The sequence below is a fragment of the Formivibrio sp. oc-25 genome (assembly GCF_055810895.1).
The window spans coordinates 116,173-141,703 of sequence record NZ_JBVVOL010000009.1 but is presented as its reverse complement, the minus strand read 5'-3'; the positions used below and the strand labels follow the sequence as shown (position 1 = coordinate 141,703).

The 25,531-nt window shown below is 57.6% G+C and carries 23 protein-coding genes and 1 pseudogene; 18 read left to right on the top strand and 6 right to left on the bottom strand.

Annotation, left to right across the window (positions count from 1 at the left end; all coding sequences use genetic code 11):
• Window positions 1-190 precede the first annotated feature (190 nt).
• The 9 genes from AC0KVQ_RS08395 (at window position 191) to cuyB (ending at window position 10,857) form a co-directional block, all read left to right on the top strand.
• Entirely contained in the window at window positions 191-1,084 is an 894-nt protein-coding gene (locus AC0KVQ_RS08395; RefSeq protein ID WP_473420695.1) for a MurR/RpiR family transcriptional regulator, read from the top strand.
• Window positions 1,081-2,040 (top strand): isoaspartyl peptidase/L-asparaginase family protein, encoded by a 960-nt coding sequence (locus AC0KVQ_RS08390; protein WP_473420694.1) that lies wholly within the window; start codon window positions 1,081-1,083, stop codon window positions 2,038-2,040. The genes AC0KVQ_RS08395 and AC0KVQ_RS08390 overlap by 4 nt, the downstream gene beginning before the upstream one ends.
• Window positions 2,041-2,063: 23 nt before the next feature.
• Window positions 2,064-3,941 (top strand): dipeptide ABC transporter ATP-binding protein, encoded by a 1,878-nt coding sequence (locus AC0KVQ_RS08385; RefSeq protein WP_473420693.1) that lies wholly within the window; start codon window positions 2,064-2,066, stop codon window positions 3,939-3,941.
• Between the two features lie 41 nt (window positions 3,942-3,982).
• Window positions 3,983-5,536, top strand: a complete 1,554-nt coding sequence (gene gsiB / locus AC0KVQ_RS08380) for a glutathione ABC transporter substrate-binding protein GsiB (RefSeq protein WP_473420692.1) — start codon at window positions 3,983-3,985, stop codon at window positions 5,534-5,536.
• A gap of 195 nt (window positions 5,537-5,731) precedes the next feature.
• Complete coding sequence (gene gsiC / locus AC0KVQ_RS08375; RefSeq protein ID WP_473420691.1) at window positions 5,732-6,652, top strand: glutathione ABC transporter permease GsiC; 921 nt, start codon at window positions 5,732-5,734, stop codon at window positions 6,650-6,652.
• A gap of 8 nt (window positions 6,653-6,660) precedes the next feature.
• Window positions 6,661-7,557 carry a glutathione ABC transporter permease GsiD gene (gene gsiD / locus AC0KVQ_RS08370; RefSeq protein WP_473420690.1) on the top strand — a complete coding sequence of 299 codons (897 nt, stop codon included), beginning with the start codon at window positions 6,661-6,663 and terminating at the stop codon, window positions 7,555-7,557.
• Window positions 7,554-8,585, top strand: a complete 1,032-nt coding sequence (locus AC0KVQ_RS08365; protein ID WP_473420689.1) for a P1 family peptidase — start codon at window positions 7,554-7,556, stop codon at window positions 8,583-8,585. The genes gsiD and AC0KVQ_RS08365 overlap by 4 nt, the downstream gene beginning before the upstream one ends.
• The gene (locus AC0KVQ_RS08360; RefSeq protein WP_473420688.1) at window positions 8,573-9,391 is read left to right on the top strand and encodes a M55 family metallopeptidase; all 819 of its coding nucleotides are present in this window, start codon (window positions 8,573-8,575) and stop codon (window positions 9,389-9,391) included. Before AC0KVQ_RS08365 ends, AC0KVQ_RS08360 begins: the two co-directional genes overlap by 13 nt.
• A gap of 23 nt (window positions 9,392-9,414) precedes the next feature.
• On the top strand, window positions 9,415-10,857 hold the full coding sequence (cuyB, locus tag AC0KVQ_RS08355; RefSeq protein WP_473420687.1) for a cysteate racemase: 1,443 nt from the start codon (window positions 9,415-9,417) through the stop codon (window positions 10,855-10,857).
• A gap of 84 nt (window positions 10,858-10,941) precedes the next feature.
• Here cuyB and efp read toward each other — a convergent pair whose 3' ends face one another.
• The 3 genes from efp to AC0KVQ_RS08340 form a co-directional block, all read right to left on the bottom strand.
• On the bottom strand, window positions 10,942-11,505 hold the full coding sequence (gene efp / locus AC0KVQ_RS08350) for an elongation factor P (protein WP_473420686.1): 564 nt from the start codon (window positions 11,503-11,505) through the stop codon (window positions 10,942-10,944).
• A gap of 77 nt (window positions 11,506-11,582) precedes the next feature.
• Window positions 11,583-12,710 carry an elongation factor P maturation arginine rhamnosyltransferase EarP gene (gene earP / locus AC0KVQ_RS08345; RefSeq protein ID WP_473420685.1) on the bottom strand — a complete coding sequence of 376 codons (1,128 nt, stop codon included), beginning with the start codon at window positions 12,708-12,710 and terminating at the stop codon, window positions 11,583-11,585.
• A 182-nt stretch (window positions 12,711-12,892) separates the two neighbouring features.
• Window positions 12,893-13,222, bottom strand: coding sequence for a hypothetical protein (locus AC0KVQ_RS08340; RefSeq protein WP_473420684.1), 330 nt, complete (start codon window positions 13,220-13,222; stop codon window positions 12,893-12,895).
• Window positions 13,223-13,530: 308 nt separating this feature from the next.
• Here AC0KVQ_RS08340 and AC0KVQ_RS08335 point away from each other — a divergent pair, with 308 nt between their 5' ends.
• Window positions 13,531-14,052, top strand: a complete 522-nt coding sequence (locus tag AC0KVQ_RS08335) for a hypothetical protein (protein WP_473420683.1) — start codon at window positions 13,531-13,533, stop codon at window positions 14,050-14,052.
• A 260-nt stretch (window positions 14,053-14,312) separates the two neighbouring features.
• Here the strand turns inward: AC0KVQ_RS08335 and AC0KVQ_RS08330 are convergent, their stop codons facing one another.
• Complete coding sequence (locus tag AC0KVQ_RS08330) at window positions 14,313-15,086, bottom strand: SDR family NAD(P)-dependent oxidoreductase (protein ID WP_473420682.1); 774 nt, start codon at window positions 15,084-15,086, stop codon at window positions 14,313-14,315.
• Window positions 15,087-15,396: 310 nt separating this feature from the next.
• On the opposite strand from AC0KVQ_RS08330, the gene AC0KVQ_RS08325 reads away from it, so the two are divergent.
• From AC0KVQ_RS08325 to AC0KVQ_RS08310, 4 genes and pseudogenes are all read left to right on the top strand, one after another.
• A complete protein-coding gene (locus AC0KVQ_RS08325; RefSeq protein WP_473420681.1) occupies window positions 15,397-15,597 on the top strand; it encodes a transposase in 201 nt (66 codons plus the stop codon).
• A 250-nt stretch (window positions 15,598-15,847) separates the two neighbouring features.
• Window positions 15,848-16,845 (top strand): annotated as a pseudogene (locus AC0KVQ_RS08320) (IS3 family transposase); the annotation flags it as partial.
• A gap of 195 nt (window positions 16,846-17,040) precedes the next feature.
• Window positions 17,041-18,234 carry an amino acid aminotransferase gene (locus AC0KVQ_RS08315; protein WP_473420680.1) on the top strand — a complete coding sequence of 398 codons (1,194 nt, stop codon included), beginning with the start codon at window positions 17,041-17,043 and terminating at the stop codon, window positions 18,232-18,234.
• 205 nt (window positions 18,235-18,439) lie between these two features.
• On the top strand, window positions 18,440-18,847 hold the full coding sequence (locus AC0KVQ_RS08310) for a VOC family protein (protein WP_473420678.1): 408 nt from the start codon (window positions 18,440-18,442) through the stop codon (window positions 18,845-18,847).
• Window positions 18,848-18,920: 73 nt separating this feature from the next.
• Here AC0KVQ_RS08310 and AC0KVQ_RS08305 read toward each other — a convergent pair whose 3' ends face one another.
• Window positions 18,921-19,232 (bottom strand): BON domain-containing protein, encoded by a 312-nt coding sequence (locus AC0KVQ_RS08305; protein WP_473420677.1) that lies wholly within the window; start codon window positions 19,230-19,232, stop codon window positions 18,921-18,923.
• 362 nt (window positions 19,233-19,594) lie between these two features.
• Here AC0KVQ_RS08305 and AC0KVQ_RS08300 point away from each other — a divergent pair, with 362 nt between their 5' ends.
• The 4 genes from AC0KVQ_RS08300 to AC0KVQ_RS08285 are packed head-to-tail and all read left to right on the top strand — an operon-like array spanning window position 19,595 to window position 24,249.
• Entirely contained in the window at window positions 19,595-21,013 is a 1,419-nt protein-coding gene (locus AC0KVQ_RS08300; protein ID WP_473420676.1) for an efflux transporter outer membrane subunit, read from the top strand.
• Window position 21,014: 1 nt separating this feature from the next.
• Window positions 21,015-22,316, top strand: a complete 1,302-nt coding sequence (locus AC0KVQ_RS08295) for an efflux RND transporter periplasmic adaptor subunit (RefSeq protein ID WP_473420675.1) — start codon at window positions 21,015-21,017, stop codon at window positions 22,314-22,316.
• A complete protein-coding gene (locus tag AC0KVQ_RS08290) occupies window positions 22,313-23,032 on the top strand; it encodes an ABC transporter ATP-binding protein (protein WP_473420673.1) in 720 nt (239 codons plus the stop codon). Before AC0KVQ_RS08295 ends, AC0KVQ_RS08290 begins: the two co-directional genes overlap by 4 nt.
• Window positions 23,029-24,249, top strand: coding sequence for an ABC transporter permease (locus AC0KVQ_RS08285; RefSeq protein WP_473420672.1), 1,221 nt, complete (start codon window positions 23,029-23,031; stop codon window positions 24,247-24,249). The genes AC0KVQ_RS08290 and AC0KVQ_RS08285 overlap by 4 nt, the downstream gene beginning before the upstream one ends.
• 113 nt (window positions 24,250-24,362) lie before the next feature.
• Here AC0KVQ_RS08285 and AC0KVQ_RS08280 read toward each other — a convergent pair whose 3' ends face one another.
• Window positions 24,363-25,451: a hypothetical protein gene (locus AC0KVQ_RS08280; RefSeq protein ID WP_473420671.1), complete on the bottom strand. Its 1,089-nt coding sequence runs from the start codon at window positions 25,449-25,451 to the stop codon at window positions 24,363-24,365.
• Window positions 25,452-25,531 lie beyond the last annotated feature (80 nt).

Sequence of the window (25,531 nt, the reverse complement as noted above, 5' to 3'; positions counted from 1 at the left end):
CACAGCCCCGGTGCTTCTTTTTCCCACTCCGCACCAAACAAAGGCGGAAAAATACTGCAAAAAACACACAACAAAATAATTAACAATGCAAATTCAACAACTTAAAATCAATAAAAAATGTAAATAAATTTTCTTTACCGCACATACATTTGAAATTATTATTTTCACAACCACGCAACAGAGAAAACAGATGGCGCGTCAGACCCTCACATTTCAACCGCATAGCACTGTCAATGAGCGCATTGCCAAGGTGCTGCCGGATCTGACCCCAGCCCACAGGCGCATGGCAGATTTCGTGCTCGCCAATGCATTTCGTGCAGCCACGATGACGATTGACGAGCTGGCAGAAGCAACCGGGGTTTCCGTGGCAACAGCCAATCGCTTTGCACATACCTTGGGATTTGCAGGGTTTCCGGCATTTCGAGCGGAGTTGGTCAAAGGCTTTGAAAGCGTACTGGCGCCAGTGGAACGGATGCGCGATGAGTTATCACGTAAATCAACCAGCGCAGAAGTCATGGCCGCATCGCTGGCAGACAATATCGCCAACCTGGAAGCGATCAGCCAAAGCTTGCCGGCCGAGATCTGCGAGAAAATCGTGGCAGTTATCCTGGGTGCGCGCCGGGTACTGATTGCGGGTTTCGGTACCAGCGGTTATCTGGCCGGGATGCTGGCTCATGGTCTGGAGTTGCACTGCAACCATGTGCAGTCATTGGCAGGCATTGGCGGTGCCGCCCATGGCGCACGCACGCTGTTCAAACTCAGTACGCAAGATGTTGTGATCGTTATTTCCTTCCCGCGTTACGTGAAAGACAGCATTGTCATCGCCCAAAAAGCCAAAGCAGGCGGGGCACACATCATTGCGCTGACCGACGCGCCAACTTCACCGGTTGCCGCGCTCGCAGACATCACGCTTTATCTGCAGGCCGGCAGTCGCTTCAGCGCCACCTCTGATTCAACCATCCACGCGGTCATCGAAGCCCTGTGCGCTGCGGTAGCACGCCAAGCCAAGAATTCGGTGAAGTCTGCCGCAGCCATGACCGAACTGGTTCTGCCGTGGCTACACAACGAGGACAAACCCGAATGACCCCCACAATTGCCATTCACGGTGGTGCCGGCACCATTACCCGCGCGGCACTGGGCGCAGAGCAGGAACTGGCTTACCACCAGGCGCTGGATAACGTGCTTCAAGGCGGCCAGGCCATCCTGGAACAAGGGGGTACGGCACTGGATGCAGTGACCGAGGCGGTCTATCGGCTGGAGGAGTGCCCGCTGTTCAATGCCGGAAAAGGATCGGTATTTACCCATGCCGGCACCCATGAACTCGATGCCTCCATCATGGATGGCAAAACCCTGGCCGCCGGTGCCATTGCATGTGTCAAATCCTTGCGTAACCCGATCCTGGCCGCCCGCAAGGTCATGGAGGATGGCCGCCATGTACTGCTTGTCGGCGATGGCGCCGAATCCTTTGCCCGTCAGGCCGGACTTGAAATCGTCGCCCCTGATTACTTCTACACCGAAGCCCGCCATGCCCAATGGCTACGGGCTTTGGCAGCAGGCAAGCCCAACTTGCTTGACCATGATGCCCAGACGCTGAATGCACAAGCAGAGCCGATTGACCCGGAAACCAAAATGGGCACGGTTGGCGCGGTCGCGATTGATCGGCAGGGCAATCTTGCTGCAGCTACTTCCACCGGGGGGGTCACCGACAAGCGGGTTGGCAGAGTGGGCGACAGCCCGTTGATCGGCGCGGGCTGCTATGCCAACAACCAGACCGTGGCAGTGTCCTGCACGGGATCGGGTGAAATGTTCATTCGCATGTTGGCAGCCTATGACGTCAGTGCACTGATGGCCTATGGCCACCTCTCGCTGGAAGCCGCATGCCATCAGGTCGTCATGCAAAAACTACCCGACATAGACGGACGGGGCGGACTCATCGCCATTGATGCACAAGGCCATATTTGCATGCCCTTCAACACTGAGGGTATGTATCGCGGCCACGCTTGCGCGCATGGCCCGCGTCATACCGCCATTTACCGTTGAATCCGATGCTGCAGGAGACTCACTTGAATACGCCAGCCTCACCCATGAATCTGCATTTGCCGGAAAACCGTGTGCTGACGGTGAATCATCTTTCGGTGAATTTCAGCACCAGTGAACGCACTGTCAATGCGGTCAAGGACTTGTCCTTCCATGTCGACCGAGGCGAAACTCTGGCAATTGTTGGCGAATCCGGCTCGGGAAAATCAGTCACCTCGCTTTCCCTCATGCGGCTGGTAGAGCACGGCGGTGGAAAAATCGTCCAGGGTGAAATGGCCTTGCGGCGTAATTCCGGCCAGATACTGGATCTGGTACAGGCCGATTCAGCGACGCTGCGCAGCATACGCGGCAGCGATATTGCCATGATTTTCCAAGAGCCGATGACCTCGCTCAATCCGGTATTCAGCGTGGGTGAACAGATCGCCGAATCCATCTGCCTGCATCAGGGGATGGACCGCAGCCGCGCACTGGCCGAGGCGCTGAGGATGCTGGAACTGGTACGCATCCCTGAAGCGCGACAAGTGCTGCAGCGCTATCCACATCAACTCTCCGGCGGCATGCGCCAGCGTGTGATGATTGCCATGGCATTGTCCTGCCGCCCTGCCCTGCTCATTGCCGATGAGCCGACAACCGCACTGGATGTCACCATTCAAGCGCAAATTCTGCAATTGATCCGCATCCTGCAGCAGGAAATGCAGATGGGGGTGATTTTCATCACGCATGATATGGGCGTGGTGGCGGAAGTCGCCGATCGGGTATTGGTGATGTACCGCGGCGAAAAAGTTGAAGAAGGCGCCACCACCTCCGTTTTTTCGGCACCTCAGCATCGCTACACCCAGGCACTTCTATCAGCAGTGCCCCGGCTGGGTGCGATGCAGGGCATGGATTTACCGGCTAAATTCCCCCTGCTGCAATTGCACAGCGACACCCGGGGAATTCCATCAACCCCGCAGGATACCGTCCGCACCGACTCAGGTCCTGTGTTGCGGGTACGTGATCTGGTCACCCGCTTTCCGGTGCGCAGCGGCTTGTTCGGCAAAATCAGCAAACAGGTTCATGCTGTGGAACGGGTCAGTTTTGACCTCTACCCGGGTGAAACCCTCGCACTGGTCGGTGAATCCGGCTGCGGCAAATCGACCACCGGGCGCTCCTTGTTACGTCTGGTAGAAAGCCAGGACGGCATGATCGAATTCGCAGGTCAGCGCATCGACACCCTGCAAGGCCCTGCCCTGCAGCACCTGCGTCGCGATATCCAATTTATTTTCCAGGATCCTTTCGCCTCGCTCGATCCCAGGGTAACGGTAGGTTTTTCGATCATGGAACCCTTACTGGTACACAAGCTGGCCAGCGGCCAGGCGGCACAGGAGCGCGTGAACTGGCTACTGGAAAAAGTTGGTTTACCGGCGGAATGTGCGCAACGCTATCCGCATGAGTTTTCTGGTGGTCAGCGCCAGCGGATTGCTATTGCCCGCGCACTGGCGTCCAACCCCAAGGTTGTCATCGCCGATGAGTCGGTTTCCGCTCTGGATGTATCGATCCAGGCGCAGATCGTGAACCTGTTACTCGATCTGCAGCAGGAGTTTGGTCTGGCATTTCTGTTCATCTCGCACGACATGGCCGTGGTTGAGCGCATCAGCCACCGTGTTGCCGTGATGTACCTGGGCCAGATTGTCGAAATCGGGCCGCGTCGCGCGATTTTCGAAAACCCGCAGCATGCCTATACCCGCAAGCTGATGGAGGCGGTACCGGTTGCAGATCCGGCACGCCGTAACAATCAGCGGGCACTGCGATCGGATGAAATTCCCAGTCCAGTCAGGGCAATGGGCGATGAACCTGTTCTCGCTCCGTTGCACGAAATCGGACCCGGGCATTTTGTGGCGCGCCATGCCATTGGCGCATTTTGAAGTACTCCCGCCCTAGCGGGCATCTCACAAAGGATCTCAAAATGACAAAAAACAAGCCTATTCCAGGCATCCGGCATCTCCTGATTGCCGGTGCACTGGCCACAGCCACCCTGGCCGCTCCGGCAATGGCCGCCAAGGATGTCGTTCTTGCGGTGGCCTCGACCTTCACGACTCTGGACCCCTATGATGCCAACGATACCCTGTCGATGGCCGTGTCCAAATCCTTTTATCAAGGCCTGTACGGTTTTGACAAAGACCTCAAGCTGGTCAGTGTGCTGGCCGAAAGCCATACCGTCAGCAAAGACGGCCTGACCTACACCATCAAATTGCGCAAGGGCATCAAGTTCCACGACGGCACGCCATTTGATGCGGCTGCGGTTAAAGCCAACTTTGACCGCGTCACCAACCCGGACAACAAGCTCAAGCGCTACACCATGTTCAAGAGCATCGCCAAAACCGACGTGGTGGATGCCAACACGGTGAAATTCACACTGAAAGAGCCGTTTTCCCCGTTCATCAACACTCTGGCCCATCCTTCCGGCGTGATCATTTCGCCGACGGCTTTGCAAAAATACGGCAAGGAAATTGCCTTCCACCCGGTGGGAACCGGTCCGTTCGTATTTGATGAATGGAAGCAGACGGATTACCTGAAGGTGAAGAAATTCGATGGTTTCTGGAAAAAAGGCCTGCCCAAGGTCGATAGCCTGACCTGGAAATCTGTGATCGACAACAACACCCGTGCCACGGTCATGCAAACGGGCGAAGCCAGTTTCGCATTTTCTATGCCTTATGAGCAGGCCGAGCAGCTCAAGCAGAACGCCAAGATTGACGTGGTCGCCGGCCCGTCCATCATCGCCCGCTATCTGTCGATGAATACCCGCCAGAAGCCGTTCGACAACGTAAAGGTTCGCCAAGCCATCAACTACGCCATCAACAAGGAAGCATTGGCCAAGGTGGCATTCTCCGGCTATGCCGCACCGGCCGAAGGCGTTGTACCGCAAGGCGTGGAATACGCTCAGAAATTCGGTGCCTGGCCATACGATCCTGCCAAGGCCAAACAGCTGCTGGCGGAAGCAGGCTACCCCAACGGCTTTGAGACAACCCTGTGGTCTGCCTACAACCACTCTACGGCACAGAAAGTTATTCAGTTCGCCCAGCAACAACTGGCCCAGGTAGGCATCAAGGTACAGATCCAGGCACTGGAAGCCGGTCAACGCGTGGAAAAGGTTGAAAGCCAGCCCAATCCAGATACGGCACCGGTACGCATGTATTACATCGGCTGGTCCTCGTCTACGGGCGAGGCCGATTGGGCTCTGCGTCCGCTGCTGGCATCCGAAGCCTTCCCGCCCAAGTTGCTCAACACGGCGTACTACAAGAATGATCTGGTAGACAACAACCTGGCCAAGGCACTGAACACCACCGATGCCAAGGAAAAAGACAAGCTCTATGGCGCAGCGCAAAAACAGATCTGGGCAGATGCCCCGTGGGCATTCCTGGTAACGGAAAAGATTCTGTACGCACGTGCCAAAAACCTGAGCGGAATTTATGTCATGCCCGACGGTTCATTCAACTATGACGATATCGATGTGAAATAAGAATCCGTCCACAGTCTGTCGAGAGCGGCTCTTGGTTGGATTACGCGCAACAGCGGCGTTCCGTCCGTGAGCCCTCCGGCAGCACTGTGAACCGATTCCAAGAGCGCTGGCTCTTCGGTCTTGTCCGCGGTGGGCAAGCCCTTTCTGCGCGGCACCGAACGTGCTGTTGCATGGACCGTATATTGGGTGTTTCACATGCTGAATTATGTTCTTAAACGCCTATTGGGGCTGATTCCAACATTGCTTGCGGTTGCAGTACTGGTGTTTCTGTTTGTTCACCTGCTGCCCGGTGATCCGGCTCGCCTTGCTGCTGGCCCGGAAGCCGATGCGGCAACAGTCGAGCTTGTTCGCCAGGATTTGGGACTGGACAAACCAATCCATGCCCAGTTTGTCAGCTATTTCAGCCATGCGCTGCAAGGGGAATTCGGAAAATCGCTGCGGACCAAGCGTCCTGTCAGCGAAGAAATTGCCAGCCGCTTCATGCCCACATTGAAACTGACCCTGGCCAGCATGGGGTGGTCCGTTCTGTTCGGGATGGGGATTGGCATCGTATCGGCCGTCTGGCGCAACCGCTGGCCCGATCGGCTCGGCATGACGCTTGCGGTTTCCGGCATATCGTTCCCAGCCTTTGCTCTGGGCATGCTACTGATGCAGATTTTTTCGGTGCAATTGGGTTGGCTGCCCTCCATGGGCGCGGACTCATGGAAACACTATATTTTGCCCTCGCTGACACTTGGTGCAGCCGTTGCTGCGGTGATGGCGCGTTTTACCCGCGCTTCGTTTGTTGAAATCCTGCAGGAAGACTTTGTCAGAACCGCACGTGCAAAAGGCGTGAGCGAACCGCTTGTGGTACTGAAACATTGCCTGCGCAACGCCATGATTCCCGTCATTACCATGATGGGCCTGCAATTCGGGTTTCTGCTGGGTGGATCGATTGTCGTGGAAGTGGTTTTCAATTGGCCGGGGATGGGCCGGTTGCTGGTCGATGCCGTGGACATGCGGGATTACCCGGTGATCCAGACTGCCGTCTTGCTGTTTTCGCTTGAGTTCATCCTGATCAACCTGGTGGTGGATGTGCTGTACGCACTGATCAACCCCGCAATTCATTACAAGTAGGACACCGTATGACTACCTTGCCCCCTGCATCCGTGCCTGCTGTAACAGCCAATGAGGTCCGCACCCCATGGACCGAATTCGTGCGCAAGTTCAAAAAGCAGCACCTCGCCCTGTTTGCCGGCATTTTTGTGCTGATCCTCATTGCACTGGCCATTCTCGCCCCCTGGATTGCCCCTTTCGATGCGGAAAACTTTTTTGACTACGATGCGCTCAACGCACCACCTACCGCCAGCCACTGGTTTGGAGTGGATTCGCTGGGACGCGATATTTTCAGCCGCATCCTGATGGGTGCGCGCATCTCGCTTGCCTGCGGCATCTTCTCGGTGGCACTCGGCGCCATCATCGGCACGCTGCTGGGCTTGCTGGCAGGCTATTACGAAGGCTGGTGGGACCGCATCACCATGCGCGTCTGCGATGTACTGTTCGCCTTTCCGGGCATTTTGCTGGCGATTGGTGTTGTGGCGATACTGGGCAACGGTCTGGGCAATGTCATCGTGGCGGTATCCATCTTCAGCATTCCGGCCTTTGCACGACTGGTACGCGGCAACACCCTGTCCATCAAGCAACTGACTTATATCGAGGCTGTTCGCAGTATTGGCGCATCTGACTGGACCATTTTGCTGCGCCACATTCTGCCAGGCACCATCTCGTCGATTGTCGTGTATTTTTCGATGCGGATCGGCACCTCCATCATCACAGCGGCCAGCTTGTCGTTTCTGGGGCTGGGAGCGCAGCCCCCGACACCGGAATGGGGCGCCATGCTCAACGCAGCCCGTGCCGACATGGTGAATGCGCCGCATACGGCCCTCTTTCCCAGTCTGGCTATTTTCCTGACTGTCCTGGCATTCAACCTGCTCGGCGATGGTTTGCGTGATGCACTTGACCCGAAGATCGATCGCAAATGATTACGTCACCATCAGTAGGTAACTTGACTTGTGGTCCACGCAACAGCATCAGTGATGTCGGCATGATTCGGGTGGGCCATTGCACGCTGGATAAAGGCCCGATCCAGACCGGGGTCACGGTGGTGCTGCCACATGAAAAAGATCCATTCCTGCATAAAACACCTGCGTCTGCCGTCGTCCTCAACGGATTCGGCAAAAGCATCGGCTTGATCCAACTGGAAGAACTGGGCAACTTTGAAACGCCCATCGCGCTTTCCAACACTTTTGCGGCAGGCCCGATCGCCCAGGCGCAAATCGAAGCAGCACTCGCCAGCCATCGCGAGATCGGCCGGGAATGGTGCACGATCAACCCGCTGGTTTTTGAATGCAATGACGGCTACCTGAACGATATCCGTACCCAGGCCGTTGGCCCGGAGCATTATCGCGAAGCGCTGGCGCAGGCCAATGCCATATTTGCGCAGGGCAGCGTCGGCGCAGGCCGTGGCATGAGCGCTTTTGAGCTGAAAGGCGGCATCGGCAGCGCATCACGCTGTTGTGGCACGCATACGGTGGGCACCCTTGTTCTGTCGAATTTTGGCAAATTGCCCATGCTCACGCTGGCAGGCCAGGCACTGGGGAGACGACTGGCACCCGCAGAATCGGCCACGCAGCCCCCCGAACAGGGTTCAATCATCATTCTGCTGGCCACCGATGCCCCGCTCGACACCCGGCAACTGCGCCGACTGGCATTGCGCGCCGGAGCCGGACTTGCCAGAACGGGCTCGGTGTACGGGCACGGCAGCGGGGATATTGCCATGGCATTTACCACGGCCTATACCATCCCCCATCACGCGGACCAACCGATGCCAAACCTGGCAATGCTGCATGAAACTCAGCTTGATCCACTGTTTCAGGCTGCTGCCGAGGCAACCGAACAAGCCATCATCCATGCCCTGTGGCATGCCGAAGCAGTCACTGGCCGCGATGGCCATCAACGGCAGACGCTGCAAGACTGCCTGAAAGAGAAAGGAATTCCATGCACATTCTGATCTGTGCCGATATCGAAGGCGTTGCGGGCGTGGTGCATAGCGAGCAATGCCAGCCTGGCAACCCACAGTATGAACAGGCACGCCGATGGATGACACTGGAAGTCAATGCCGCCATCAACGGAGCACTGGCGGCTGGTGCAAGCGAAGTTACCGTGGCCGATGCGCATGGCAACTACCGAAACCTGCTGGTGGATCTGTTGCATCCACACGCGCGCATCGCAACAGGAAAACCTCGTAACTTGGGCATGTTGGCAACACTGGATGCCGACTGCAGCGCGCTGATGCTGGTGGGTTTCCACGCCCGTGCCAGTGCAACGGGTGTATTGGCGCACACCATCAATAGCAGCGCTTTTGCCCGTATCTGGCTCAACGGTGTGGAAACCGGAGAAGCCGGCTTGTATGGCTCCGTGGCGGGGGCGCTGGGCATACCTGTCATCTTTGCCAGCGGAGACGATGCCTTTATCAAGGAAACCGCCCCCCTCTTCCCTCAGGCGGTATTTGTTGAAACCAAACAGGCATTGGGGCGTTTCAGTGCGGTTTCACTTTCGCCGCAACAGGCATGTGCCCAGATTGAAACCGGCTCGAAACAAGCCATGGCACTTATCGGGACATCGCAACCCCTGCACGTTGACACCCCGCTGCATGTGCGCGTGCAAACCCAGACGCCTGCTCACGCTGATCTGTTTTGCCAATGGCCGACACTTAGCCGCCTGGATGCTGTTCAGCTGGAATACCACGTCGAAAGCATTGAAGCTGGTGTTCGTATGCTCAACTGCCTGTCTGCCATGGCGATGGCACTGCGCTAACCAGAATATTCAGGAAAAACATCATGCAAAAAGCCGCGCAGCGTGTATTGGGCATCGTGGGAGGATTGGGCGCACAAGCCGGTGCGGATTTGTACGGAAAACTGATACGCATCCGCGCACAACAGGCTGATTCAAGCGAGATGCATGTCATTCTCGAGCAGCACCCCTATCGCGGCGCAGGCCAGGCTCTGACGGCAGACACCAACACCACCGCCCGAAAGCTTTATATTTTCCAGACCGGGCTGGACATGCTGGATCGCGGCGCACAGCGCCTGCTGATCCCCTGCTTTGCCAGCCACGTTTTTCGCGAGGAAATCCAGGCTGAAATCAGCATTCCGGTCGTGGACATGATGCAGGCACTACGTCTGCATACGCTGGCCCACCATGAACGCGGTGCGCGGCTGGGGATTCTGACATCGGATTACGTCCGGCATGCCAAATTGTTCGAGAAGTATTTCTCGGATGCATACGAGCTCTATTACCCGGACGAGGCATATCAACAACGACTGATGGCGGCCATCTATGGGCGCAACGGGATACAACAGGATCCCGCGAACCCAGCGGCACAGCATGATCTGCAGACTATCTGCCGAAGCCTTGCAGACAGACAGATCCAAGGCTTTCTGCCCGGATTCACCGAATTGGGGCTGGTTGCCGGCGCGGCGGAACTCCGCGAGTTTGCACTGCCCGATATCAATGAAATTTACGCGCGCTATGCGCTGGAAACAGATTCAGGCCTGCGGTCTGAACCGTTCAAGCTGGGCATAGTCGGCGGAGTGGGCCCTGCGGCCACGGTCGACTTCATGAACAAAGTGATCAAAAACACGCCAGCCGGCCGGGATCAGGAACACATCAAGATGGTGGTGGAGCAAAATCCGCAGATTCCGGATCGCACTGCCAATCTGGTTGCGGATGGAACAGACCCTACCATCGCACTTTTCTCCACCTGCAAAAAACTGGAAGCTGCCGCAGCCAACGCCATAGTAATTCCGTGCAATACCGCACATGCCTTTGTCGATCGCATTCAGGGATATCTTGAAATACCGATCGTGAACATGCTGACGACAACCATCGAATACATTCGGCAACACTTCCCGGCCGATGCAAGCATTGGCTTGATGGCCACCAATGGAACCGTGCAAAGCGGCATCTACGCCCATGCAGCCCAAGCGGCCGGTTTGAACCTGATACTGCCCGATGCCGCGCACCAGGCACTGGTGATGGATGCCATATATGGGCAACTTGGCATCAAGGCCGGTTACACCGAAGGCCGCTGCCGCGAAGATCTGATCGCTGTGGTAGAGCACTTGGGTAAAAGGGGCGCACAAGCCATTATTCTGGGTTGCACAGAATTACCACTGGTATTGACCCAAGCCACACACACACCGGAGGCCGGAAACAGCATCAGCCTGCTGGATCCAACGGAACTTCTGGCCAAGCGCTGTGTGGCACTGGCCATGTCCTGAGCCTGCCAAATAATAAAATGCCGCTCCCTATGTGGGTAGCGGCATTTTTTCTGGCGCAACGCGCCATAGGGTCAACAACCCGGATTAGTTGGCGCGCTTCTTGAATTCACCGGTACGGGTATCGATTTCGATCTTTTCGTCGGATTCGATAAACGCAGCCACTTGCAGCTCGTAGCCATTGGCCAGCTTGGCGGTCTTCATGACCTTGCCGGAAGTATCGCCACGGGCAGCCGGTTCAGTGTAGGCCACGGTACGGACGATGGTGGTCGGCAGTTCAACAGAGATGGCCTTGCCTTCGTAGAAGGTCACTTCACATACGTCTTCCATGCCGTCTTCGATGAAGTGGAAGGTATCGCCCAGGTTGTCCTTCTCGACTTCGTACTGGTTGTATTCGGTATCCATGAACACGTACATCGGATCAGCGAAGTAGGAGTAGGTGCAATCCTTCTTGTCCAGCACCACAACGTCGAACTTTTCGTCGGCCTTGAATACGGCTTCCGAAGGGGCGTCGGTCAGCAGGTTCTTCATCTTCATTTTCACAACAGCGGCGTTACGGCCGGACTTGTTGTATTCGGTCTTTTGTACCACGAGCGGCGCGCCATCGACCATGATTACGTTGCCGGCGCGGAGTTCTTGTGCGGTTTTCATGCTTGAGCAGTCCTGTTACTACGGGTTGTATGTAAATTCTAACCGGGCAGCAGAACTCCCCGGAAAATGGAAACCCGCTATTCTACCTTGCCGGCCACAAACTTGACCAGATTGGCAGCCAGGTCACCGTTCGCCGTCAGTCGGCTGCACCAGGCGCGGGCATGTTGCTGCAATACCGGCAATGCCGCCTGAAAAGCCGGCCAGGCAGGCCCAGCGCCCTGCCCCCGGTTCCAGGCCCACCAGAAATCACGCAACGCAGCCGCAGCATCGTCGGCAATCCCATCGCAGTAGATATCAATAAATGCATCGAGCTTGGCATGATGCGCATCGTCATCCTGCGGGTAGATGTGCCAGACAAACGGCTGCGCAGCCCATTGCGCACGCACGAAACTGTCTTCGCCGCGCACGAAATTGATATCACAGCTCCACAGCAAACGGTCGTAGTCGGACTGCGGCAGCATCGGCAGGCAGGTCAGGCGCAATTGATCGCGGATGACCATCTGCCCCGGCACCAGTTGCGGCACCTCCAGCGCCGATCGCACCTGCGGCAGCAGTCGCCCCTCCGGCAGAAAGACATGCACCGGCTGCGCGCCGTGCGCCCATTGCGCCAGCAATTCGCCCACTGCCAGATTTTCATAGGCAAACAGCGAAATGACCAAGGCGGTGTAATCGACATCCGCATGCTGACTGAGCCAATGCGCACGATCATAGGCCGACCAGGCGGCCTGCTCGGCGCGCATGGCAGCCTCGCCCGGCACGCCGCCCGTTTTTTCGGTAAAGCCGGGAAAGAAGAAATATTTGTTCAGGCCGGATTGCGGCGAAGCCAGGCCATGACAACCTTCGATCCAGTCCTCGGCCGACAGATACTCAAGGTTGATCCAGACCGGCTTGCAGGCACGCATCGCCTCTACATAGTTGGCAGGCAATTCGCAGGCGAAGGCTTCGATCACGACATCAGCGACATCTACTGCCGGAAACGGATCGCACCAATGACGAACATCCACGCCGCAGCAGGATTGCTGATTCAGGGCGGGATCGATCTCGGGCTGGATGCGGGCGAAGCTGGCGAGATCATCCACCCACAGCCGTACCGGCAGGCCATGTTCCACCAGCAGTTGCCGCGCCAGGCGCCAGCACACGCCAATATCGCCGAAATTGTCGACAACCTTGCAGAAAACATCCCAGCGTTTTGGCAATCGGGGCATTGCTCACTCCCCCATGGGCTGAAAAAAGCCGGCATGGTTGAGGCCGGCTACACGCAACAAAACAAGGCTGGAAATGCAAAAATCCGCCATGCACGATAGACGCCGCAATCTATCACGGCACCAGATCCCACACCAAACCGCCAGCCAGTAAACCACGAATCGATGACTGGCGAACCAGAAAATCATCTTGCGACCATCGTCCACACCATCCCGCCAACAATGCCGAACAGCACGCCGGCACTGCCACGATGCAGAAGCAACTGTTGCCGGTTGAAGGCGGCAAGAATGCGCGGGCGGGTAAACAACCAGCTCACCAGACAATCCCAGATCAGCACGGCCAGAAACATCCAGATACCGGCAAGGCTACGGCCCAACATTGTGCTCTCTTTCCCTGCCAGTACTGCAAACAGGGTCAGATAGAACATGGCGTTTTTCGATTTAACCACACCCTGCCGCAAGATCACACCGACAGGCAACGCGCCTGGACGGCCCAGGCTGGGATGTTTTATCACTGACAAGGCGCGCCTTCGCCATTTGCCCAGACCATGCCAATACCGAGCAAGGCCTGCTGCGTGCTGGCGATCATGCCATCTATCGCGCCCCAAATACGGGTGAAATTCCGTACCCTTGTTTTCCTTGAACACCAGCCTGCCGGCTGACAAAATCCCAACCTATAGTGCATGCGCATGTCAGGCTCAATGAGACGCCAGCAGTTGCGTGCGGGCAGGAAAGTCACCGAAGTGGTTGGCCGGCACATGCGGCTAGGAAGATCACAAATTTACCCGGCCCTTTCCCCGATAGCTGGAACGGAGAAAAGTACATGTTTTCACCCCCACGTGATCCACTGCAGGAATACCTGCGCAACCTGCAGCCGCAACCAGAGACACCGGCAGTCCGCTGGCAACTGGCATTACAACCCCGCAACCTGTTGGCCGGAATCAAAGCAGTGTTGCTGGAATTGCTCATGCTGCGTCAGTTACTGCTACGCATAGCAATGCCGATGTTTCTGATGATTTTCATTCTGATAAATACCCTGGGCAGCCAGTGGGAAATCGTACCCATGGCAATTAGCTGGTTGGCACTGGCGGCGTTGGTCTTAACCTGCGCAGCCAGAATCCGCGCAGCGCTGGCGATGGGGCCGGATGTGACATCGCAACTGGCATTCAACCTACGCGTACTGACTGGCTGGTTCTGGGCCGGGGTGCTGGTGGTGGGCCTGATGGTAACCAGACTCTCGCCCATGCATGAGCAGATCGTCGGTTGGTGCTGGGCCGTGATTTCATCACTGGTTTTGTCCTGGCACTGCATCACCATGCTCCGGCCCGGACACGAGGGAAGCTAAACGCCGCGCGGGCAAAGTGATGAATTCTGGCTATTGAATACGGATGTAAAAATAAAAAAGCTCGGAACCACCTATGGCCGCCGAGCTTTTTCATTTTTAATTCTGGAGCGGGCGATGGGAATCGAACCCACGTATGCCGCTTTGGAAGCAACGTCCTGCAGTCCCTCAGAACACCGACCGGATCATCATCAGGAGACCGTTCTCGACGGTCCTGCTGTTCATCCGGCCAGTGACCAAGCTGTTCCAGCCCTTGAGCTGGGTTAGGCTATATAAGCCCCGCCGTTAATGTTCTGCGTCGTCCCCGTGATGTATGCGGCGTCAGAACTGGAAAGCCATACGTACAGTGCCGCGATCTCTTCCGGCTTACACTGGCGTTTCATCGGGACCGCTTCGGCCAGCTTCGCCTCATTTTCAGGCGTGGTACCCACGCGGATGTCGGTATCGACAACACCTGGGCAGATCGCGTTTGCGGTAATACCGTATTGTGCGAACTCCCGGGCCAGTCCTCGCGTCAGGCCAATAACGCCCGCCTTCGCAGCCGCATAGGATGTCTTCGAAAACACACCCCCGCCGTGCTGTGCGGTGACAGAGGACATATTGATGATGCGTCCGTAGCCGCCTGCGATCATCTGCGGGATAAAAGCCTGGCAGACAAGGAACGAACCGGTGCAGTTGACGGCGTAGACCCGGTTCCATTCATCCAGGGAGAGTTCCAGGAAAGACGATGGGGAAGGAATACCGGCCACGTTGGCAATGGCGCCAACCGGGGGCATATCTGATTCCTTGATGGTCTGAGCCACGGCATCGACCGACGCCTTGTCCCCGATGTTGCAGTGTATTGCCAGGACTGGCTGACCGAACTCGGATTTCACTTTCTCTGCAGCAATCTTCAGGGCAGCCTCATCGATATCGAGCATTGCGACCGCCCATCCTTCTTGAGCATATCGGCGTGCTACGGCAAAACCGATCCCGCGAGGCGAGGCACATCCCGTGACAACTGCAGTCCGCTGGCCAACTCCGGTTTGAAAATTCATTATGGATCCTTTCGTATGTACGCATTGAGCGATCTCTCGCTGCAACCATGGTGTTTAGACAGACATCATTAACATGCATCAGCATGAATCATCGCTTCAGTCCGGCTTTAGAACGACCTGTGTAGTCTCGTTCCCGCGAGTACGAAATAGCTTATTCGCTTCTGTTTTCCGTCTCAAACGAATAAAAATATGTAATTGGTGAATTTATTTCACGTGAACACTTACGATGAATCGGGTACCTCTTAAGTGAGGTTACCCGCGGATTTCGGATACCAAGCGTAGCCAGCCAAACTGGCGTACGGAGGTACCGATGTACAAGATTCCACGACAAAGCGACACCACCGAGTACAAGCAAGAAGCCATTCGGCAGGTTGAAGTCGAAGGCAAGTCCCCCGCGCAGGTTGCTCGCGATCTGGGGATTGCCGAGCAGACCTTGAGTAACTGGTGCAAGACCAGCAAGGCGGGCAAACCCGCGGCGGCGGCGGCAAGGCCATCACACCCGAACAAATAGAACTGTCACGACTGCGCGCTGATAATGCGCGGCTCAGATGGCGCGTGAAATCCTGGGAAAAGCCACGGCGTACTTCGCCAAACGGTCGCAGTGAAGTACACCTGGATAAGTGACCATCGCCATGCTTACCCACTGGCAGCGTTATGTCGCGTACTGGCTGTTAGCGCCAGTGGCTATGTGGATTGGTTGGCTAAAGGGTTTGGCGTTGGGAGTGGTTACCGGAACAAGCTCCAGATCGCGCAGGCGGTTCACGCCCCAGACCAAGGCGTTGACGCCAGAGCCGCGCCGCATTCAGGAACTCGAAGCGCGCATCGACCGGCTGGAACGGGAAAAAGCCATTCTAAAAAAGGCTACTGCTCTCTTGATGTCCGACGAAATCAATCGTACGCGCTGGTAGACCAGTTAAGCGAACATGAACCCGTAGAGCTGGTCTGCAGTGTCTTTGGTGTTTGCCGCTCCGCTTATTACCACTACCGTCAGCGCCGCAACGTGATCGATGGCGAACGGATCGCGTTGCGCGCCAAGGTGCGCGAGCTCTTCACGCGGAGCCGGCAGTCTGCTGGTAGCCGCAGTCTGGTCTGGATGCTGGCAGCGGAAGGTCATCAGGCCGGTCGCCATAAAGTACGACAGTTGATGCGCGAAACCGGGCTGCGCAGCAAGCAGCCAGGCCAGCATCGCTATCGCGTGCCCAAAGTAGAACGGCCTGACATTCCCAACCTGCTGGATCGCCAACTCCAGCCAGAGCGCATAAATCAGGTCTGGTGCGGTGACATCACCTACATCTGGACCGGCGCACGTTGGGTCTATCTGGCAGTGGTACTGGATTTGTATGCGCGCTGTGTCGTGGGCTGGGCCATGTCAGAGCGACCGGATGCCGATTGGGTCTGCAAGGCGCTGGATCAGGCATGGCAACAGCGCGGCAAGCCCAAGGGCGTACTGTTTCACAGTGACCAAGGCTACGAGTATGGCAGCCGCTTGTTCAGGCAACGCCTGTGGCGCTATCAGATCATGCAGAGCATGAGCCGGCGCGGGTGCTGCTGGGATAATGCTCCGATGGAACGGCTGTTTCGCAGCCTGAAAACGGAATGGATTCCCAAGCTGGGCTATGGCTTGCTCGATGAAGCCAATCGAGACGTGGGTATGTACTTGATGGCGTATTACAACTGGCAGCGGCCACGTTCAACCAATGCCGGCGCGCCGCCTGCGGTCGAGGAAAAACAACTCAATTTACTGTCCGAAATTTGTTGACCACAACACCCGCCGCGGTTCTGATTAAAGCAATCATCGGGCCAATCCAGCATAGACTCCAGCTCAATTTTCATTTCTCATTTTCCAGCGTCGCCTGTTGTCCTCGCACTGCGCCGGTGCGATCATCACCGGCTTGCACTCATTCGCCGGAATACGCTGATCGCGATCCGGCCCTGCTTTCAGGAGATCCGCACCATGTTCCAGCATGTCGACGCTTACGCCGGCGATCCCATCCTCTCGTTGATGGAAACCTTCCTCAAGGATCCGCGCACCGATAAGGTAAACCTCAGCATCGGGCTCTATTACGATGAAAAAGGTGTTGTGCCACGCCTGGCCTCGGTCGCCAGGGCACAGGAAACTCTGCACGCGCAGATGCAGGGCACGCCGCTCTACTTGCCGATGGAAGGCTTGCAGCCATATCGCAGCGCGGTACAGAACCTGCTGTTCGGCGCCGATCATCCGCTGCTGCAGGCTGGTCGCATCGCCACCATCCAGACGCTCGGCGGTTCGGGCGCGCTGAAAGTGGGCGCGGATTTCCTCAAGCGCTATTTCCCGGATTCGCAGGTCTGGGTCAGCGATCCGACCTGGGAAAACCATATCGCACTGTTTTCCGGCGCCGGTTTCCAGGTCAACACCTACCCGTATTTCGACCCGGCCACGCGCGGCGTGAACTTTGCCGCCATGCTCGATGCGATCAGCAAGCTGCCGGCACGCAGCATCGTGCTGCTGCATCCGTGCTGCCACAACCCGACTGGCTCGGACCTGACCGACGCGCAATGGGACCAGATCGTGACCGCCATCCAGAAGCGCGAACTGATCCCGTTCCTGGATATCGCCTACCAGGGCTTTGGCGCCGGCATGGAAGAAGATGCCTACCTGATCCGCGCCCTGGCCGCGAAGGAAATCCCGTTCCTGCTCAGCAATTCGTTCTCGAAGATTTTCTCGCTCTACGGCGAGCGCGTGGGTGGACTGAGCGTGGTGTGCGAAGACACTGATGCCGCACAACGCGTACTCGGCCAGCTCAAGGCCACTGTGCGCCGCAACTATTCCAGCCCGCCTACCTATGGCGCGCGCATCGTGGCCGGCGTGCTCAACGATGCCGAATTGAAAACGATGTGGTTAGCAGAAGTGGAAGCCATGCGCGTGCGCATTCTCTCCATGCGCCAGACCTTGGTCGATTCGCTCAAGCAGGCGCTGCCCGAGCACAATTTCGATCATCTGCTGCAGCAGCGCGGCATGTTCAGCTACACCGGCCTGAGCGCCGCGCAGGTTGATCGCATGCGCAATGAACACGGCGTCTACCTGATCGCCAGCGGCCGCGTCTGCATGGCCGGTCTCAATCATGGCAACGTGGCACGTGTGGCCGAGGCATTCGCTGCCGTGCAGTAACGCAGAACAGCAGGAAATCCGCTCTCCGCAGCCCTCGCCCCACGCGAGGGCTTTTTTATCTGCTCCAGCACCTGTCGGGTGAAAGCTGGTTCACGGCAGAACCAGTGCGCGCGACGTATCCGATCGTCAGTTCGATACGCACGGCAAGCCATACTTTACGGAATCCGGTTCAGACTATGACTTTGCAGACTGATTGGAGAACATCATGGCCACACAGATTTTCGTCAATCTTCCGGTAGCCGATCTGTCGCGCGCGATTGGCTTCTTTACCGCGCTTGGCTTCAGTTTCAACCCGAAATGGACCGACGATTCCGCTACCTGCATGATCATCGGCGAGGGCATTTTTGCCATGCTGCTGACACGCGAGCGCTTCCAGACCTTCACACCCAAGCCGGTGGTCAATGCGCACCAGGGCACCGAAGTGCTGGTTTGCCTCGCGCTTGCCAGCCGGGACGAAGTCGACACCATGGTGCGCAAGGCTGTTGCGGCAGGCGGCAGCACCTACAACGAACCGCAGGATCACGGCCTCATGTACGGACATGGCTTTCAGGATATCGACGGCCATATCTGGGAATTGGTCTACATGGCGCCAGAACCCGTTCAAAGTTTGTAGCGGGAAGCACTCGTGAAGAAGAGGAGCCGCGTGGCCCTGATCAGGGCCGCGCGGCGAGGCTATGAACAGCTTGTTATGGCCGGACGACGATATTGTTCATCACGCTTTTCACACCGGGCGTGGCACGGGCGATCGCATCGGCACGGCTTTTTTCGGTTGCACTCTTCGCAAAGCCCGAAAGCTGCACCGCACCGCGCAGGGTTTCGACACTGATCGACATCGCACTGACTGTTGGGTCCTCGGCAAACTTGGCTTTTACCCGTGTGGTAATGGTGGCATCGTCGACGTATTCGCCAACGGTGGATTGATCCCGGGTAACAGCACAGCCAACCGCTGTGAAGGCCAAAAGGCCAGCCAGAGCAAGCGTTACGGCAGAATGTTTCATGATCAGCTCCTTCCGTATTGAGGGGAATATCGCAACGCAGCGGATAACCCGCTTGCGGCGCGTCACTCAAACATAGGCCCTCTGCCACCGGGAATCCGTACCGATCACCATCCCTCTCGACCGGCGGCCGATAACCGGATCGCGATCTGTCGCGAGACAGCCGCCTGCCGCGCAAGCGCCCATGCGAACGTATGCCCGCAGTGAGACATCTTTGTTTAAAACAATTGCCAGAGCCGTCTCTATCGCTCATTCCTGACAACAAAATTGTTAATGGATTGTAAAAACCGTCAACCGGCATAAACGTCTTTGCGTTAATGCGCTCAAAATTGCACTGAACCTCTAAAACCCTTGTCGGAAACGTCATGCCTAAAAAACTGGTCTATCTACCGCTGGCTCTCGTTTTGGCTGGCTGCATCTCGGTTGGTCCGCAATACCGACCACCGACGCCGGATGCCCCGGCACAATGGAAAAACAACTCGTCCGCAGCATCCGTGGATTCCTCCATCGCGCTCGCATCCTGGTGGCGGTCCTTGCATGATCCGGTACTCGATCAACTGATCCAGACTGCGCTGACGAACAACCTCGACCTGAGAAGTGCCCAGGCCAAGTTGCGCCAGGTGCGTGCACAGGCGCGTGCAACCGATGCTGCGCTCTATCCGTCGATGTCGGGCAGTGCCGGTGCCAAACGCAGTGAATCGGGCGACGATGCCAATCCGTCCAAATCCTACAGCGTTGGCCTGGATGCCAGCTGGGAACTCGATCTGTTTGGTGCCAACCGCAATGCCAGCATAGGCGCAGCCGCCACGCTGGCCGCGCAGGAAGCCAGCCTGCAGGATGTACAGACCAGCCTGGTCGCCGAAGTCGCTACCGCCTACATCTCGCTGCGCACGCTGCAGGTTCGCTACCGTGTTGCCGAGGAAAGCCTGGCCAGCCAGCAAACCACGCGCGACATCACCAATTGGCGCTGGCAGGCAGGCCTGGTCAGCGAACTGGATTTCATCCAGGCAGAAAGCACGCTGGCACAAACCCGGGCCAAGCTGCCGGCGCTGGAAATCGATCTGGAAAGCACCCGCAACCAGCTCGCAGTACTGCTGGGCATGCAGCCGGCTGCCCTGTCTGCCCTCCTCAATGACAGCGGAAAACTGCCTGATTACAGCGGGGTGGCGGCGATAGCCCTGCCGCTCGACACACTGCGCCAGCGCCCTGACATTCGGGCGGCCGAACGCAATCTGGCGGCACAGTCCGCACAGATCAACGTGGCCGAAGCTGCACGCTATCCCAGCCTGAATCTCAGCGGCGCACTCAGCCTGCAATCAGGCCAGCTCGGCCAGTTGCTGCGCGCGGATTCACTCGTCAACACGCTGGCCGCCAGCCTTGCTGTACCACTGTTCGATGCTGGCCGCATCCGCGCCAATATCGATGCACAGCAAGCTGCCTACGATCAGCTCTACGCCAGTTATCAAAAGATCGTGCTGCAAGCGCTGGCCGACGTGGAAAACGCCCTGACCGCACTGGCGATGAATGATGTACGTCGCACCGAATTGCTCACCGCCAGCCAGGCTGCCACGGCGGCCGACAGCATGGCGCGCCAGCGTTATACCGCCGGGCTGATCGATTACGCCACGGTACTGGAAACCCAGCGCACGTTGCTGAGCGTGCAGGATTCGCTCAAGAGCGTGGAAGGCGAGCGGCTCAAGGCCCTGGTTCAACTCTATAAAGCGCTGGGAGGCGGCTGGTCCGCCACTGGCGACACCCAACACAATCCAGCCGGAGAAGCTTGAAATGACAGACAAGACAAACGCAGCCCAGCGCCCTGCCTTCCTGCAGAACGAACGCCAGTCCAGACTTGGCAAAAGCCTGTGGATTGCCGGTGGAATGACGCTGGTTGCCCTGCTGGCCTGGGGCGGTTATAGCTGGTACAGCAAGAAAAACAACAACGTGCAATACACGACCGAGGCCATCAAGCGCGGCGATCTGGCCGTCAAGGTTTCGGCCACTGGCACGCTGAACCCGACCAACAAGGTCGATCTGGGCAGTGAGTTATCCGGCACCGTGGCGCAGGTATTTGTCGATTACAACGATCGGGTGAAGAAAGGACAGGTGCTGGCAGTGCTGGATACCACCAAGCTGCTGCAGACCATCGCCAAATCAAAGGCTGCGCTGGAATCGGCCGAGGCCAGCGTGTTGCAGGCCCAGGCAACCCTGAATGAAAGCCGCGCCAAGCTGAGCCGCTACGAAGAGGTTTCCCGGCTTTCCGGCGGCAAGGTACCGGCCTCCACTGAAATGGATAGCGCGCGCGCCGAAGTGGCCCGCGCCCAGGCCAATCTGGCCAGCGCACAGGCTGCGGTCTCCGAGTCACGCGCCACGCTGCACACCAACGAAGTCGATCTGCGCAAATCCGAAATCAAGTCGCCGGTGGATGGCATCGTGCTATCGCGCGCGGTGGATCCAGGCCAGACCGTGGCCGCCTCGCTGCAGGCCGTCACCCTGTTCACCATCGCCGAAGACCTGACCAAGATGGAATTGATCGTTTCCGTATCGGAATCCGATGTCGGCAAGGTCAAGTCCGGGCAGGAAGCCACGTTCAATGTCGATGCCTTCCCCAGCAAGCAGTTCCCGGCCTCGATCAGGATGGTGCGCGTTGGCTCGGTAACGGTGAGCAACGTGGTCAGCTATGAAACCGTACTGAAAGTGGACAACAAAGACCTGTCGCTGCTGCCCGGCATGACGGCCACCGCCGACATTCTGGTCACGGAAAAGAAGGATGTGCTGCTGCTGCCCAATGCCGCACTGCGCTTCAAACCGCCCACAGCCAAGTCCGAACAACAGGCAACGGGTGGCAACGTGATCAGTGCACTGATGCCGCGCCCGCCTGTATCCCAGCGCCCACGCCCGACCAATGCCAGCGGTCCGCGTAACGGCAATGGCAGGCAGATGGCATCCGTCTGGGTAGAAAGCGCGCAAGGCCCGCAGGAATACAAGGTACGAACCGGGCTTACCGACGGCAAATACACGGAAATCCTGCATTCCGATCTCAAGGAAGGCGATGCCGTGATCACCAACACCACCACGGTCAAGAAATGATGACGGTATCCGCACACCCAATGCTGATCAGCCTGCGCGGCATCACCAAGACCTATGGCAGCGGCAGCGCCGCCTTCCAGGCCTTGCGCGGCATTGACCTCGATATCAGGCAAGGCGAGTTTGTCGCGGTGATGGGCCCCAGTGGATCAGGCAAATCCACCGCCATGAACCTGCTCGGCTGTCTGGATGTGTCCACCAGCGGCGAGTATCACTTCCAGGACGTGCAGGTCGAGCAACTGAGCCGGGACGAGCGCGCCCTGTTGCGCCGGCACTGCTTCGGCTTTGTGTTTCAGGGTTTCAACCTGCTGGCCCGCACTTCCGCACTGGAAAACGTCGAGTTGCCGCTGCTCTACCGCGGCATGCCGCGCCAGGAGCGCCACGAAAAAGCCCGCTCGGCGCTGGCTCAGGTCGGGCTGACCGGCTGGGAATCGCATACCCCGGCGGAATTATCCGGCGGCCAGCAACAGCGCGTGGCCATCGCCCGCGCCATTGTCACCCAACCGGCCCTGCTGCTGGCCGATGAACCGACCGGCAACCTCGATTCGCAGCGCAGCCGCGAAATCATGGAATTGCTGCTGCATTTGAACACCGACAACGGCATCACGATCCTGATGGTCACGCACGAACCGGACATGGCCGCCTATGCCCAGCGGGTGGTGCACTTTGTCGATGGGCTGGTGGCAAGCGACGAACAACAGAACGGAGGTGCCGCATGATTCTCAACGCCCTCCTGCTGGCGCTGCGCGAAATCCGCCGCAACCTGTTGCGCGCTTTCCTGACCGTACTCGGCATCGTGATCGGCGTCGCCGCCGTCGTCACCATGGTCACGCTAGGTAACGGTGCCACGCAGATGATCACCACCCAGGTGGCCAGCCTGGGCAGCAATCTGCTGATCGTCATGCCCGGAATCCGCATGGGCCCGGGCGGCGGCGGCAATGCGCCCCCCAACTTCCAGGAGTCCGATGTCGAAGCGGTACGCAACCAGATCGGCAGCGTGCGGCTGGCCGCCCCGGCCACCAGCACATCGCTCACCACGCAATACCAGCAATCCAACCTGACGGCACGCGTGACCGGCTCCACCGTGGATTACTTCGAGATCGGCAACTGGCAACTGGCCAGCGGGCGCATCTTTACCGAATCCGAAGAACAATCCGCGCGTACCGTATGCGTAATCGGTGAAACCGTGCGCAAGGAACTGTTCGGCACCAGCGGCGATCCGCTGGGCGAGCGCATCCGCTTGCGCACGCAGGCCTGCGAGGTGATCGGCGTACTCGTACCCAAGGGGCAATCGGCGATGGGGCAGGATCAGGATGCCGTGGTCATCGTCCCGTTCAAGACCTTCCAGCGCCGTCTGGCCGGGCGCCAGAGCCAGCAAGGCGTGGGCACCATCCAGGTCTCCCTGCGTGATGGCGAGGACAGCACAGCAGCGGTAACCGACATCAGCACGCTGATGCGCGAACGCCGCAGTATCTCGGCCAATGAAGTGGACAATTTCAGCGTAATGGATACCAAGGAGATCGCTGCCACGCTATCGAGTACCACCCGCATCCTGACCGCGCTGCTGGGCGCCGTGGCGGCAGTGAGCCTGCTGGTGGGCGGCATCGGCATCATGAACATCATGCTGGTATCCGTTACCGAGCGCACCCGCGAGATCGGCACGCGGCTGGCGATCGGCGCGCTGGAGCGCGAAGTGCTGCTGCAATTCCTGATCGAAGCCGTGGTGCTGTCTTCGTTCGGCGGCTTGATCGGCATCGTGTTTGCCTTCGGCGCATCCACGCTGCTGACCTGGCTGCTGAACATGCCCTACGTGTTCGATCTGCAGATCAACCTGCTGTCGTTCTTCGTATCGGCAACGATCGGTGTGGTATTCGGCTTCATGCCGGCCAAACGCGCCGCGCGGCTGAACCCGATTGATGCCTTGCGGCATGAGTGAAAGTGAGTGGGGGGGGCGCAGTAATCAGGATGCGACACCCTGCTCCGGTCTACACCGGCGCAATTCGCACTGCTCATTGGCGCCCTACAATGCACCGTACGCGGTATTTGCTCTCAACGGACAGCCGCCCCCTTGAGCAAAGGGTGAGGGGGCATCTGCGCCTGAGAGGCTGGCAGGAAGTATTCCTTCCAGAAGTTTCGTTCAGGCTCTGGCGTTAGTACCAGGGCCACCACATCGGCAGTACGAAGACGAACTGTGTGGCCCGCAGACACTATGTAGGTGTAGGTGGGCGTTTGGTGGATAAGTTTCCCTTCTAACACGCTACTTGATGAAACAGCAAAAGGAGTCGGTAGTGTCTTACGCACTTCTTCAGACAGACCAAGCGATACGGACTGTGGCCGAGCACCGCCAAGCTTCGAACTGACTTGGCCATACAACAACGTGCCATAGCTAATTGCGGTGGCCAATAGGATTACTACTGAGTAGATACCACTAAATGTGACTCGATCAGTGGTTAGTTTGTATCGGGCGAATCCGTCGAGCACCATATTGATGAAGAAGAATATCGTTATGTAGGTCATGAATGCTTTGAGCATTGCGCCCGATCCGAAATGAGCGAAAAACGCATATATAGCGATCAGTTTGGCCACTATTGTTACAGTCTCTGAAAACCTTGGAAACTTCACATCAAGGTTCGTTACGTCAAACGAGTAAAGGATGAGGAATGCGCCTGCGAGGGCTGCGTAAAAGAAGGCCGACTCTGCGCTCCCAATCGCCAAGGAGGTAAAGAGCGCGGCAGACAAGCAACAGAAGAAGGTGGCAGTAATGAAAGAGTGGATGAATACGATGAAAGACCAGAATGGCTTTGGATCGTCTTTATTCACTCTTTCAAGAGCCTCTCCCAGCCACTTAGGCGTAAACAGGACGGCACGTCCAGCAAAAAGGTAGAAACAGACCAAAAAGAACACGAAACTTGCGCCTGAAAGAAAGTAGCGGGCATCGATGAACTCGATGTCAACAACGTCAGATTTAGCAAGATTGGAGTTCAGGACGAGGAAACCGGACACATAGAGTGCGCCTGCTGCAAGAGCGTAGAACGAGAAGCCAAGCTGCTTGAGTAACGGTATTAGCTCAACGCTTCGCGAAGGAGTAACCGTTGCATCACTCTGCGTTTGTGGCGTCGGATCGCTCGCAGTGCTCAACTTTTCGCCCCCTAATATGTTGTAGACGACATCTGTCGTCTAGCGCGTAGGGTGCAATAAGCGTAGCGCATTGCACCGCA